At 27.8% G+C, this 13,671-nt stretch carries 14 protein-coding genes; 7 read left to right on the forward strand and 7 right to left on the reverse strand.

Annotated features, from left to right (window positions below):
* The first annotated feature begins 87 nt into the window (after positions 1 to 87).
* Both hisC and PB7211_RS01845 read left to right on the forward strand, forming a co-directional pair.
* Entirely contained in the window at positions 88 to 1,170 is a 1,083-nt protein-coding gene (gene hisC / locus PB7211_RS01840; RefSeq protein ID WP_008545551.1) for a histidinol-phosphate transaminase, read from the forward strand.
* Positions 1,171 to 2,067: a prephenate dehydrogenase gene (locus PB7211_RS01845; protein ID WP_034398799.1), complete on the forward strand. Its 897-nt coding sequence runs from the start codon at positions 1,171 to 1,173 to the stop codon at positions 2,065 to 2,067.
* Here PB7211_RS01845 and PB7211_RS01850 read toward each other — a convergent pair.
* From PB7211_RS01850 to PB7211_RS01860, 3 genes are read right to left on the reverse strand one after another with little or no spacing between them, the layout of a single operon-like run.
* Positions 2,064 to 2,810: a C40 family peptidase gene (locus PB7211_RS01850; protein WP_008544507.1), complete on the reverse strand. Its 747-nt coding sequence runs from the start codon at positions 2,808 to 2,810 to the stop codon at positions 2,064 to 2,066. The genes PB7211_RS01845 and PB7211_RS01850 overlap by 4 nt on opposite strands.
* On the reverse strand, positions 2,800 to 4,170 hold the full coding sequence (locus PB7211_RS01855) for an AmpG family muropeptide MFS transporter (RefSeq protein ID WP_008545904.1): 1,371 nt from the start codon (positions 4,168 to 4,170) through the stop codon (positions 2,800 to 2,802). Before PB7211_RS01855 ends, PB7211_RS01850 begins: the two co-directional genes overlap by 11 nt.
* Before the next feature lie 2 nt (positions 4,171 to 4,172).
* Positions 4,173 to 5,612, reverse strand: coding sequence for a TrkH family potassium uptake protein (locus PB7211_RS01860; RefSeq protein WP_008545046.1), 1,440 nt, complete (start codon positions 5,610 to 5,612; stop codon positions 4,173 to 4,175).
* Between the two features lie 90 nt (positions 5,613 to 5,702).
* Here PB7211_RS01860 and PB7211_RS01865 point away from each other — a divergent pair, with 90 nt between their 5' ends.
* The 4 genes from PB7211_RS01865 to PB7211_RS01880 are packed head-to-tail and all read left to right on the forward strand — an operon-like array spanning position 5,703 to position 9,235.
* Positions 5,703 to 7,265 carry a lysine--tRNA ligase gene (locus PB7211_RS01865; RefSeq protein WP_008544190.1) on the forward strand — a complete coding sequence of 521 codons (1,563 nt, stop codon included), beginning with the start codon at positions 5,703 to 5,705 and terminating at the stop codon, positions 7,263 to 7,265.
* Positions 7,265 to 8,317: a quinone-dependent dihydroorotate dehydrogenase gene (locus PB7211_RS01870; protein ID WP_008544847.1), complete on the forward strand. Its 1,053-nt coding sequence runs from the start codon at positions 7,265 to 7,267 to the stop codon at positions 8,315 to 8,317. Before PB7211_RS01865 ends, PB7211_RS01870 begins: the two co-directional genes overlap by 1 nt.
* 52 nt (positions 8,318 to 8,369) lie before the next feature.
* On the forward strand, positions 8,370 to 8,681 hold the full coding sequence (gene rpmB, locus PB7211_RS01875) for a 50S ribosomal protein L28 (protein WP_034398806.1): 312 nt from the start codon (positions 8,370 to 8,372) through the stop codon (positions 8,679 to 8,681).
* The gene (locus PB7211_RS01880) at positions 8,681 to 9,235 is read left to right on the forward strand and encodes a queuosine precursor transporter (RefSeq protein WP_008544882.1); all 555 of its coding nucleotides are present in this window, start codon (positions 8,681 to 8,683) and stop codon (positions 9,233 to 9,235) included. Before rpmB ends, PB7211_RS01880 begins: the two co-directional genes overlap by 1 nt.
* Here PB7211_RS01880 and speB read toward each other — a convergent pair.
* The 3 genes from speB to PB7211_RS01895 are packed head-to-tail and all read right to left on the reverse strand — an operon-like array spanning position 9,232 to position 12,337.
* Complete coding sequence (gene speB / locus PB7211_RS01885) at positions 9,232 to 10,107, reverse strand: agmatinase (RefSeq protein WP_008545573.1); 876 nt, start codon at positions 10,105 to 10,107, stop codon at positions 9,232 to 9,234. The genes PB7211_RS01880 and speB overlap by 4 nt on opposite strands.
* 2 nt (positions 10,108 to 10,109) lie before the next feature.
* Positions 10,110 to 11,153, reverse strand: a complete 1,044-nt coding sequence (locus tag PB7211_RS01890) for a 1,9-bis(guanidino)-5-aza-nonane synthase (RefSeq protein WP_008544911.1) — start codon at positions 11,151 to 11,153, stop codon at positions 10,110 to 10,112.
* Positions 11,153 to 12,337 carry a type III PLP-dependent enzyme gene (locus tag PB7211_RS01895; RefSeq protein ID WP_008545219.1) on the reverse strand — a complete coding sequence of 395 codons (1,185 nt, stop codon included), beginning with the start codon at positions 12,335 to 12,337 and terminating at the stop codon, positions 11,153 to 11,155. Before PB7211_RS01895 ends, PB7211_RS01890 begins: the two co-directional genes overlap by 1 nt.
* A gap of 145 nt (positions 12,338 to 12,482) precedes the next feature.
* Here PB7211_RS01895 and PB7211_RS01900 point away from each other — a divergent pair, with 145 nt between their 5' ends.
* On the forward strand, positions 12,483 to 13,046 hold the full coding sequence (locus PB7211_RS01900) for an ActR/PrrA/RegA family redox response regulator transcription factor (RefSeq protein ID WP_008544568.1): 564 nt from the start codon (positions 12,483 to 12,485) through the stop codon (positions 13,044 to 13,046).
* On the opposite strand, the gene PB7211_RS01905 is transcribed toward PB7211_RS01900, so the two are convergent.
* The gene (locus PB7211_RS01905; protein WP_008544168.1) at positions 13,039 to 13,593 is read right to left on the reverse strand and encodes a biotin transporter BioY; all 555 of its coding nucleotides are present in this window, start codon (positions 13,591 to 13,593) and stop codon (positions 13,039 to 13,041) included. The genes PB7211_RS01900 and PB7211_RS01905 overlap by 8 nt on opposite strands.
* Between the last annotated feature and the right edge of the window lie 78 nt (positions 13,594 to 13,671).

Consider the following 13,671-nt stretch of genomic DNA (forward strand, 5'->3'; position numbering starts at 1 on the left):
TGATAATTATGTCAATTTTTTAAAATATTCTCTTATTCTCTATAAAAATTTGTAATTTTATCTATAAAGAGCTCATAAAATAAAAAAATGAGCACTCTAAAGTTTAAAAAATTTAATATTGAAGCTTATAAGCCTGGTAAATCAAAAATTAAAAAACTTAAAAAAGTAATAAAATTATCAGCAAATGAATCTGCTTTAGGTATGAGTCCTAGAGCTAAAAAATTAATATCAAATAAGAAATTTACTTTAGATAAATATCCAGATGGAAAATCTGAAAGTTTAAAAGAAGCAATATCTAAATCTTATAAGTGCAATAAAGACAAAATTATTTGTGGAGCAGGATCGGATGAGGTTATCCAGATGATTTGTCAGTTATTTTTAAATCCAAAAGATGAGGTAGTGCTTCCAGAATTTAGTTTTTTAATGTACAGGATTTACACTAAAATAGTTGGCGCAAAAGTTGTATTTGCTAAAGAAAAAAATTTCAAAATTTCAATTGAAGAAATCTTAAAAAAAATTACAAAAAAAACGAAGGTAGTCTTTATTGCCAATCCAAATAATCCAACAGGAACTTATCTGACAAAAAAAGAAGTCTTAGAATTACGAAAAAAGCTAAATAAAAGGATATTATTAGTAATTGACGATGCTTACGCTGAATATATGAAGAATTCTGATTATGTTTCAGGTTTAGATTTATTTAAAAATAAAGAAAATGTTTTCATTCTTAGAACTTTTTCAAAAATGTTTGGGTTAGCTTCTTTAAGAGTAGGATGGGGATATGGTTCAAAAAAAATAATTAATGCTTTAAATGTGATTAAACCACCTTTCAATATTAATGGAGTTGCTCAATTAGCTGCAGCCGAGTCATTAAAGGATAAAAAATTTATCAATAGATCAATTAAGCATAATTTATTATATGCTAAAAAGATTAAAAAATTTTTAGAGGATTATAAAATTTATTCAAATCCTGTTTCTGCAAATTTTTTGTTTCTTGATTTTGAAAAGTGTAAATATTCGGCAAAATTTTTATATGAAAAATTAAAAAATAAAGGAATAATTTTAAGGTCAACCAAAGATGGATATCATATTAATAATAAATTAAGATTAACTATTGGGTCTAAAAAAGAAAATTTAAAGTTTTTAAGTGCTGTAAAAGAGGTTTTAAATTAAATGAAAAATATTTTGATTATTGGGTGTGGATTATTAGGCTCTTCATTATTAAGACGTATTCATAAAAAAAAATTAGCAAAAAAAATATTTGTTTATGAAAAATCGATATCAAATATTGCTAAAATAAAAAGATTGAAGCTACCAGGAGCAATTGTAAAAACATTAAAAGAAGGGGTAATTAAATCAGATCTTATAATTTTTTGTACTCCAATGAGTGAATATAAGAGACTTATAATTAAGATTAATAAATTTATAAAACCAACCACATTAATTACAGATGTTGGTTCCTCTAAAATTGAAACTACAAAAATTATTAAAAAATTTTTGAAGAAAGATTTGAATTGGATACAAAGTCACCCAATAGCAGGTTCTGAAGTGAGTGGTCCAGAACACGGTAAAGAAAATATTTTTGTCGATAAATGGTGTGTATTAATAAAAGAACAAAATACTAGAAAAAATCATTTAAATATTTTAAGTAAATTTTGGAAAAAAATTGGCTCAAAAGTTGTAGTGATGACAACTGAAAAACATGATAAAATATTTTCAATAACTAGCCATCTTCCTCACTTGATTGCATATAATTTAGTTAAGTCAGCGCAAGATTTTGAAAAAGAACAAAATTTTGAACTAATCAAATATAGTGCTGGAGGATTGAGAGATTTTTCCAGAATAGCAGCTTCAAATGAAATTATGTGGAGAGATATATTTTTTAATAATCAGAAGAATATTTCAAAAGCAATTGATTTATTTATAAAAAATTTGAGTGCATTTAAGATAGATATAAATACTAAAAATGATAAGTCTATTTTAAAAAAACTTGTTCAAACTAAAAAAGTTAGATCAAAAATTATTAAATTAAAACAAGATATTGATAAACCAGACTTTGGTAGAAATTAAAAATTAATTCTAGCTATTTTTTTTACTTCTAAATTTGCTGTTTCTCTAATTCTATTTATTGTCTTTATTATTGGCATCATAAGAACTTTTTTCTCAGGACCATAAGCATGAATAAGTTTTTTTGAATTCAAGCATATCGCAACATGTCCTTTCCAAAATATAATATCACCTTTTTTAAATGTTCTTTTTTTTAGTTTTCCTCTCGAATACTTTATTTGATCTTTGGTGTCTCTTGGATAAAATAAGTTATTATAATAAAAAAATATTTGTAATAAAGCTGAACAATCAATACCTTTATATGATTTACCTCCCCAAACATATTTAACCTGTAAAAACTTTTTAAAAATTTTTATAAAATTTTTCTCTTTATGATTTATTTTTTTAACATCTGTTTTTTTTATCCATTTATTTTTTTGAATTTTGATATAATTTTTATTTTCATCTAAAGCTGATACTTTTGATCCAAATGTAAGATAACTTTTTGTTCTTATATTAGGTTTTTTAAAAATTTTTGCTTTGAGATTACTTACTTTATAATTGAGATTAGTTTTTTGAATGAATTGTTTATTTTGAATATATCCAACATAATTATCAAATAGTAATTTAATTTTAATCCAATTTTTATTTTTTGATAAAATTTTAAATTCTTCACCACATATTATTTGAGATGTAACTTCAGATAATTTTGAAGGTTTTTTATAGATATTAGAATAATTACCTATGAAATAAAAATTACTTTGCACCAATTTTAATTTTATCTTTAATGAGCCATAAACAAACTAGAGATGGAATGACCATTATTGTTGTTAAAATAAAGAATGTACCCCAGTTTCCATTCAACCAATCGACCAATGCGCCTGATGAAGATGCTAAAGTAGTTCTTCCAGCAGTACCTATTGATGCTAGAAGTGCATATTGCGTTGCTGTATAAGTCCTATCTACTAGTAATGAAATAAATGCAACAAAAGCTACTGTTGCAAATGCAGCTGTTATATCATCAGCAATTACTGCAATTGCAAACAAAATTTCTGATTTTCCTGTCCAAGCTAAAACTGCAAATAAAATATTTGTTATTGCCATTAATCCTCCAGCAAAGAACATCGTTTTTATCGTTCCAGCTCTCATAGCCATCAAACCTCCCAATAATGTAAAAACTACTGTCGTAATCCAACCAAGTCCTTTAGAATAAAGTGCAATTTGCCCTTTAGAGAAACCAATTTCCTTATAAAATACAATAGACATTCTTCCCATGAATGCTTCACCAATTTTGAATAAAAAAACAAAACCTAGGATTGCTGCAGCTATAGCAAAACCATTTTTTCTAAAGAAACTTATAATCGGACCACCAATAGTTCCAGTAATATAAGCAATAAAGTTAGTAATAACATTACTTGAACCAAGTTTTCTGCCAATTAACTCATCAGTTTCTTTTTGCTTTGCCTGTCTATCTGTTTCAATTGGTTCATGCACAAACATCAAACCAATATTCATTAAAATAATTAAAACACCTAAAATTAAAAAAGTAGCCTGCCAATAATCTATGATACCTAAATTTTCAAAATACTCAGCTGTGAATAATGCAACAACTCCACCTAACTTATAACCTGTCCACCAACCGACAACTGCCATTGCAGCTCCTGCCGCCATAGATTTTCCTTCATTTTCATTAATTTGTTCAATTCTTAATGCATCAACTGTTATATCCTGAGTTGCTGAGGCAATTGCAATGATTAATCCAACACTTATTAATAACGCTAAATTTTCCGTAGGATTAATTACACTCCAAACTATCAAGCTTAGTAAAATAATGATTTGCATTAAAACTATCCATCCTCTTCTATGACCTAGTTTCTTTGTTAGTAATGGTATTTGAATTCTATCTATAATCGGAGCCCATAAATAATTAAAAGCATAAACACCAAATATTAATCCTGCCCATCCTATTGTAGATCTACTTAGTCCTTCTTCTTTTAACCAAAGACTCAAACTACTTGCAATTAGAACCCAAGGAAAACCACTAATAGAGCCTAGAAGTAAAATTCTAAGCATTCGAATGTCTTTATAAACAGAAAGAGAGTCAACCCATGATATTGTTTTAGACATATTCAATTTCTCCAAAATGAGGGTAAAAACAACACTAATATTGCAAACAACTCAAGTCTACCTAAAATCATTCCTACCGTTAAAACCCATTTAGAGATATCTGGTAATGATGAAAAATCTCCATTAGGACCAATTATAGGCCCTAAACCAGGACCAACATTTGAAATTGAAGTAGCTGCTCCAGAAATTGCTGTGATAAAATCAAGCCCTGTTAATGACAATATAGCAGCAAGTATAAAGAAAATTACGAAATAAAAATATATAAATGAAATTATGGATGCAATAAATTTATCATCAACTGAATTTTGATCATACTTAATCACAAAAACTCCTTTGGGATAAATAATTTTTTTTAATTGATTAGTTATGAATAAATATAAAATTTGAACTCTAAAAATTTTAACTCCGCAGGTAGTTGATCCTGCACACCCACCTATAAACATTAAAGCAAAAAATAATGTCAAAGGAAAGCTTCCCCATCCATCAAATTCAGCACTTACATAACCTGTTCCAGTTAAAATTGAAATTGTATTAAAAGAAATTGATCTTAAACTAAATTCATTGCCATTAGTTAGTAATAGGTAAATTGAAAGTATAATAATAGTTGTAATGATAATTTTAATAAAAGTTTTTATTTGAATATCTCTTAAAAAAATTTTTTTATCACCACTTATAAATTTAATATAGGCAATAAAAGGTAAACTTCCTAAAATGATAAATATCATTGATGATATTTCTATTGGGACACTATTAAAATAACCTATAGATTGATTGTAATTAGAAAAACCGCCAGTTGCTATTGTAGTCATAGAGTGGGTTAAACTATCAAATTTTCCCATTCCAAATATCCAATAGGTAAATGCACAAAGTACAGTTAGACCAAAATAGATATAAATTAATCTTAATGCTATTTCTTTAGACTTTGGAAGTATCTTTTCAGATGAATCATTACTTGATATTTTAAATAATTGCATACCTCCAACGTTCATTATTGGCATAAGTGTAATTGCCATTACAATTATTCCAATGCCGCCTAGCCATTGAAGGATAGCTCTCCATAATAAAATTCCTTTAGGTGTATTTTCTAAATTAGAGATAATTGTAGAACCAGTGGTAGTAATACCAGACATACTCTCAAAAAAAGCATCAGTAATTGTAAGTTCAATAGTTGAAAATATAAAAGGAAGAGATCCAAAAATTGCTATGTTTAGCCATGATAGAGCTGTTAATAAAAAAGCCTGTTGTAAATTTAATTTTTTATCATGATCTAGATTTGATAAAAAAAATAAAGTTCCAAAGACAATTGTTACTATTGAGGCACCAAAGAATGAGGAGTCCACTTCAGAATAAACAAACTGAGCTATTATAGGTATGAACATTGATACACCTAGAATTATTTGCAAAATTCCAAGTGTAAAAAAAACAGTTTTATAATTAGACATTTTGAAAGAACATTATTTTATGGTAAATAAATTTCAACTCTATAAGAATTAATAAAATCGCTAATTTAAGATTTTTTATAAGAATTATTCATGATTAAAAAAGAAAATTTAGACAAAACAAGTGCATGGCCTTTTGTGGAAGCAAAAAAAATGCTTCGTGAAAGAAAGTCTTTTATTGAAAAAAAAGGTAAGATCACACTCCAAACAGGTTATGGTCCAAGCGGACTTCCTCACATAGGGACATTTGGAGAGGTAGCGCGTACATCAATGATGGTTAATGCCTTAAATCAATTAATAGATTTACCAACTGAAATAATAACATTTTCAGATGATATGGATGGATTAAGAAAAGTTCCAGAAAACGTTCCTAATCAAAAACTACTAAATGATAATCTTCATAAACCATTAACGCAGGTCCCAGATCCTTTTGAAAAATTTAATAGTTTTGGAGAGCATAATAATGAAATGTTAAAAAATTTTTTAGATAGTTTTAAATTTAAATATAATTTTCAAAGTTCTACAGATCTCTATAATAGTGGTTTCTTTAATCCAACATTAAAAATTATTTTAGATAATTATGAAGGAATTATGAATATTATAATTCCCACTTTAGGCAAAGAACGTCAGCAAACTTATTGCCCATTTCTACCAATATGTCCTGATACAGGGCATGTTTTAGAAATACCTCTATTAGAAATCGATAAAGAAAAATCTAGAATTATTTTTGATAATAAAGGAAAAAAATTAGAAGCTAGTATCTTAGATGGAAATTGTAAACTACAATGGAAAGTCGATTGGGCAATGAGATGGTATGCACTCGATATAGATTTTGAAATGTATGGTAAAGATTTAATTGAGAGTGCAATTTTATCGACAAAAATTATTAATTTAATCGGTAAGAAAAATCCATCTGGATTTGCTTATGAGTTATTTTTAGATGAAAAAGGCGAGAAAATTTCTAAATCAAAAGGTAATGGTATTACCATTGATCAATGGTTAAATTATGCTTCTCCAGAGAGTTTGTCTTTATATATGTATCAAAATCCAAAGAGAGCTAAAAAACTATATAATGAAATAGTACCCAAGGCTGTTGATGATTATTTAGACTGTATTGAAAAATCAAAAAAACAAAATGAACTGCAGTTATTAATGAATCCCGTATGGCACGTGCATAATGGAAATATTCCAAATGAAGATATAATTATGACATTTTCAATGCTACTCAACTTAGTTGAAACCAGTAATGCTGATAGCAAAGAATTATTATGGAAATTTGTTAAAAAATACAAGTCAGATATTGATGAAAAAAAATTTCCAATTTTTGATGGACTTGTTGGACATGCAATTAAGTATTTTAATGACGTTATTAAAGCTCAAAAAAAATACAAATCACCAAGTGAAAATGAAAAATTGGCTTTGCAGGCTTTAGTAAAAACTTTAGAAAAATGTACAGATGAAATGTCTCCAGAAGATATACAAACTCTGATTTATTCAACTGGTAAAGAAAATGGTTATGCTGAAAATTTAAGAGATTGGTTTAAATTGATTTATGAGGTGGTTTTTGGAGATGAAAATGGACCTCGAATGGGATTTTTTATTAGTTTTTTTGGTGTTAAAGAAACTAAAGAGCTGTTAATAAATAAACTTAAATAATGTTCTCAAAGATTAGATCTTTAATATTTAAAATAGATCCTGAAAAAGCACACACTTTAGCAATTAAATCATTAAAATTAAATTTAGTTTCAAATATATTTGATGACCATAAAAATGATCCACTTTTTAAAACTAAAATATTTAATAAAGAGATAGATAATCCAATAGGAATGGCAGCTGGTTTTGATAAAAATGCTGAAGTTTATAATGCTTTATTTAGACTGGGTTTTGGTTTTGTAGAAGTCGGCACTATCACTCCCTTAAAACAGTATGGAAATCCTAAACCGAGAGTTTTTAGACTTGTAGAAGATGAAGCTTTAATTAATAGATTAGGATTTAATAATCATGGAGCAAAAATTATTTATGATCGTATAAAATCAAAAGATAAATTGGGATTAGTTGGTGTTAATATAGGACCCAACAAAGACTCAAATGATAGGTTGAATGACTATCTAATTGGTTTAAAAACTTTTCATGAAGTTGCAGATTATGTAACAGTAAATATTTCGTCTCCAAATACAGAAAATTTGCGAACTTTTCACGAAGAAAATAAATTACAGGAATTATTAAAATCAATTCTAAAAGAAAAAAATGATTTAAATTCAGATATTCCAGTAGCAGTAAAAATTTCACCAGATATAGATGAAAGCCAAATTAACTTAATTTCAGAAATTCTTTTGGAAAATAAAATAGATGCTATTATTATTTCTAATACTTCGGAAGCTTCAAGAGATATACTAATTGATATTCAAAGACATCAAAAGGGAGGATTATCTGGAAAACCCATTGAGACAAAATCAAATATTTTAATTAATAAATTTTACAAATTATTGAAAGGTAAAATAAAAATTATAGGAGTAGGTGGTGTTGACTCTGGACAGGCAGCATACGATAAATTTATTGCTGGTGCAGATCTTATTCAGCTGTACACCGGAATGGTTTTTAAAGGTCCAAATGTTGCTGGTATTATAAAAAAAGATCTAAAAGATTTGTTATTGAGAGATGGAGTTAAGAATTTCACAGAAATTATAGGAAATAAAACCTTATCTTAAATCTATTAAACTTGACGCATTCAAGATCTCACCTTATATAGGCACTGTTATTATGTCAAAAAAATGCGAATTAACGGGAAAAATCCCAATGAAGGGTCATAATGTTAGTCATGCTAACAATAAGACTAAAAGAAGATTTTTGCCTAATCTAAAAAAAGTAAAATTTACAAGTGAGCTAATGAAAAGAAGCTTAAAGCTAACTGTCAGCAACGCAGGTGTAAGATCAGTTGATAAAAAAGGTAGTTTTGATGAGTATCTTAAAGTTGTTAAAAATAAAAACTTATCGCCAAGACTTAAAAAATTAAAAAAAGGGATTTTAATTAAATCACCATTTAAGAAAAAACCGGTAGCTAAAACTGCATAATGAATAAACTGTTTTTATTACTCTCATTTTTTATGGGAGTAGTTGTTTTATCTTCTAATTATTTAGTTCAGTTCCCAATTAAATATTATGGTCTTGAAGAAATACTAACTTATGGTGCTTTCACTTATCCAATTGCATTTTTAATTACTGATCTAGCAAATAGATCTTATGGAAAATTTATAGCTAGAAAAATTGTTTATATTGGTTTTGCGATAGGTGTTAGTTTTACTCTTCTATTTTCAACTAATTTTACAGATTTAATTTCTGTAAGAATTGCAATTGGATCTGGAACAGCTTTTTTAGTTGCACAATTAATAGATGTACAAATTTTTGATAAACTAAGAAAAAAAAGTTGGTTTGTTGCACCACTCACTTCATCATTTATTGGATCAACAGTTGATACTTTTTTATTTTTTTCTATATCTTTTTATGGAACAGGAATTCCATGGATCACATTATCTCTAGGTGATTTAATGGTAAAAATATTTGTAGCTTTAATAATGCTAATACCTTTTAGATTATTATTGGGTACTCTTAAAACTGTTAAAGCTTAAAGTAAAAATTTATACGATAAGATTTTATAAGCTAATTTTGCTACAAGAAAGTTATATGAATTGAATCCTTTTATAGGAGCTAGTTCATTAATATCTGCTCCAACAATTTTTGAATTTTTAGCGGCTATTTTAATAATATTTAAAGTTTCATCCCATAGTAATCCACCTGGTTCAGGAGTACCAGTTGCGGGCATAATACTCGAATCTAATCCATCAACATCAAAAGTAAGATAAACTGTTTTATTTTTAATTAATTTTTTAAATTTATTTAAATTCCATTTACTTTTATCCTTTGCCCAAAATATATCTATTCTAGAGGAATTTTTTTTTAAAAAAGGAATTTCACTTTGTGAAATATTTCTTATTCCAAATGAAATTACTGAAACATTTGAATAATCCAAACACCTTCTAATAGCGGAAGCGTGTGAAAATTTTTCCTCATTATAACTTTCACGCAAATCTGCATGAGCATCAAAGTGTAAAAGACAAATATCTTTAAATTTTTTAGTAAAAGGATCAATACATCCTGGGGTAATTGAGTGTTCACCACCAAAAGTAATTGGAAAAAGATTTTTATCCAAAATCTCTTGATTAATTTTGGACATTTTATTTAGAGCTTTTTTGATATTTTTATCAATTTTAAATGGTTTTAAAGTTTTAATTCCAATTTTTTTGTAAGGTTCACAATTTAGCTCTTCATCATAAAGCTCAACTTGATGTGATGCTTTAATAATTTCTTTTGGTCCATTTTTAGTTCCACCACCATAACTGACAGTTTTTTCAAGGCCAAATGGAACAACAACTACTTTCTCTTTAAAATTGACCTTGTTATCAATTCCTAGAAATCCATTTTTATTAGAAAGATATTTCAATTTTATCTAAATATTTTTGTAAAGTTTTTTCTATCTCTGTTTTTCCATTCACCTTTGTGGTAAGCGTCACTAGCTATTAATGGCAAAACACTTGTTGCTTCAGCAAATACCATTTGTTCTTTAGTAATATCTACTTTACCCCAAGAACTTGCTTCTTTTAAAGTTGAACTGCTACACGCACCATCTCTGCTATCAGCAACTGTAATTTGAACGGCATATTTATGCATATCAACTTCTTTACCTAAAAGTTCAGCACATATTACAGTGTCTTGAATAAAATTTTTTGGAACACCTCCTCCAATCATAAATAATCCTGAGCCTTTAGATTGAATTTTGATTTCTGTAAGTTCTCTAAATTCTCTAATAGAATCGATTGTCATATGTTTTTTAGGGTTTTTTTCTTGATGTATTACTAAACCAAATCCAGCACTAGAGTCTGTAAAAGCAGGACAAAAAATTGGGACATTATTGTCGTAAGCTATTTCAATTAAAGAGTCTTTCTTCTTAGAATTTTTTTTTAAATATTTGCCCATTTCAAATATAAATTCTCTTGATGTGTAACTTTTTGGTTCTAATGTATCTGCAATCTCACAAATAATTTTATCACACATTTGTAACTCTTCTTCATCAATATAAGTGTCATAAATCCTATCAATATAATTATTTCTTAATTCGGTATCATCCTGAAATTGAGAACCTTGATAATGTTTAAATCCAAGTGCTTCAAAAAAATCCATATCAACAATAGAAGCTCCAGTTGCAACTATTGCATCTACCATATTGTATTTAACTAAATCTTTATAAATATTCATACAGCCCGCAGCAGATGTAGATCCCGCTAATGTTAAAAATATAGTGCAATCTTTATCTTTTAGCATTTCGTTATAAATATTTGCAGCATTGGCCGTTTCTCTTGAAACAAAAGACATTTTTTCCATTGAGGAAATTATCTTCCTAGCATCGAATGAAGTAATATCAATATGTTCAACTGGATTTTTTAAAAAGTCTTTTTTACTGTTATGACCTAGGTTTTTGTTATCAGACATTAAGCAACCAAAGTAGCTTTGTTACTGTCTTTATCGTACATTGTTAAAATAGGTTGATCTTCCACTTCATATATTTCATCAGAATAATAACCATTGAACTGAGTTCTAAATGTTAATCCATAAGCACCAAGTTGACCAAGTTCGATATAATCATTTTCTTTTATATTGTTAGGTAACAAAAAAGGACCCTTCATATAATCCATGCTATCACATGTTGGTCCAAAGAAATCAAAAGCTGTAAGCTTTTTAGAAATTATTTTGTTTGTATTCTCTTTAATCATCTTAGATGGAAATACAATATTCGGAGTACCAGCATCAAACAATGTCCCATAAGTTCCATCATTTATATATAGTTTTTGTTTTTTTCTTAAATTTACTTTTATAATAGTAGAACCACTTTCAGCCACTAAAGCTCTTCCTGGTTCACAAATAATTTCTGGTAAATTTTCAAGTTTTAAATTATCTAAACTTTTTTTAATTTCATTAAAATAGTTTTCCATAGTTTGAGGTATTAAGTCTGGATAAATAGTTGGAAATCCACCACCAACATTAATATAGTCTGGTATAATCTTTGTTTTTTTTATTATATTTCCTATATCACTAATTCCTTTAGCGTAAGAAATTGGATGCATGCATTGAGATCCGACATGAAAACTTAAACCAATCTTTTTAGAATATTGTTTAACAAGCCTCAACAAACCTGCAGCTTCAGAACTCAAAGCACCAAATTTCTTAGATAAATCTATTTCGGCATGTTCATTGGAAACTGCTACTCTTACAAATAACTCTAAGTCTTTAGCATTATTTGTACTTTCAATAATTTTTATTAATTCATCTTTAGTGTCTAGTGAAAAAGTTTTAATTTCATATTTAAAGTAAGCTTCTTTAATACTTTCTCTACTTTTAACAGTATGCATGTAGGAGCATTTGGCAGTTTGACTATATTTTCTGATAGCTTTGATTTCTTCAATAGATGCGACATCAAATTGATCTACCCCACTTTCAATTATTTGCTTGATAACTACTGGATGAGGATTAGTTTTTACCGCATACAATATTTTACCTGGGAATTTATTTTTGAAAAATTTAGTTGCAGATTGAATAGAATTCTTTCTGATACAGTATACAGGTTTTTCAGGTTTCAGTTGATTTACTAACTCTTCAACTGATTTAAATTTTTGCATTATTAATGCCTCCAAAAAAAATTTAACAAAAAAAAGTCTTTTATTAGAAAAAACTTTAAAATTTCCCCCTATTAAGCCTATAGGTAAATAAAGTAAAGCAAATAATAGGTATTGTATTTTAGAAGTTAGTAGCCATATAGAAGGTATGAAAGAACAAATTGCCCTTAAAAACCTTAGTGATTTTGATAATAAATCTCTTCTTATAGTTGATGATGATAATCCTTTTAGAGAAAGATTAGCTAGAGCTATGGAAAAAAAGGGATTTGAGGTTTTTCAAGCTGAAAGTGTACAAAAAGGTGTGGATTCAGTTAAAGCTAAGAAACCAGGTTTTGCAGTAGTAGACCTAAGATTGGGCGATGGTAATGGATTAGAGGTAGTGAAACAAATCCAGATGACGAATAATGACAGTAGAATAATTATGTTAACTGGATATGGAAATATTCCAACAGCAGTTGCTGCAATTAAAGAAGGTGCAATAGACTATCTTGCTAAACCAGCTGATGCTGAAGATGTTGAAAGAGCCTTATTAGCAGATCCTGATAAGAAAGCTGCTCCACCAGAAAATCCAATGTCTGCAGATAGAGTAAAGTGGGAACACATTCACAGAGTGTTTGAACTATGTAACAGAAATGTTTCAGAGACAGCAAGAAGACTAAAAATGCACAGAAGAACTCTTCAAAGAATTCTATCTAAAAGATCACCTAGATAATAAAATTTCTAATTTTTACTATTTGTTTTGTAATTAGGGCTAAAAGTACAATTTTAAATACTTCAGCTAATAAAAAGGGTTTAGCTCCCAGTTCAAAGATTGGTTTATCCCAACCAATAAGCATTCCAAGCCATAACAATCCAAAAAGATAAATAGTAGAAGTTGCAATTATAAGCTTTCCTAAAACTAATAAAAAACTATCTTTATTATTTATTTTTGAGGCTAAAAAGCCAGCACTTAGAAAACCAATCAAATATCCCATTGTAGGTCCAGTAAAGTAAATTAATCCCACACCTTTTTCTGGAGAATTTGAAAAAACTGGTAGTCCAATTATTCCCTCGAACAAATATAATCCAATACTAGCTAATCCAATTTTGTATCCTAAACTTATTCCTAAAAACAATACAACAAATGTTTGCATAGTCATTGGCACTGGATAAAAAGGTATCTTAATTTTTGCTGATATGGTCAAAGCAATTGAGCCAAGTATTATAGCTAATAAAGATTTTATTATTGATATTTGTGAGATATTTTTAGTTAATTGCATATCAAATAATACTCTTAATACTAATAATAATCTAGCAATAAAAAATACTCTAAATTAAAATCAATTTTTTTATATACA

The sequence above is a fragment of the Candidatus Pelagibacter sp. HTCC7211 genome, from assembly GCF_000155895.1.
Classification (GTDB): Bacteria; Pseudomonadota; Alphaproteobacteria; order Pelagibacterales; family Pelagibacteraceae; genus Pelagibacter.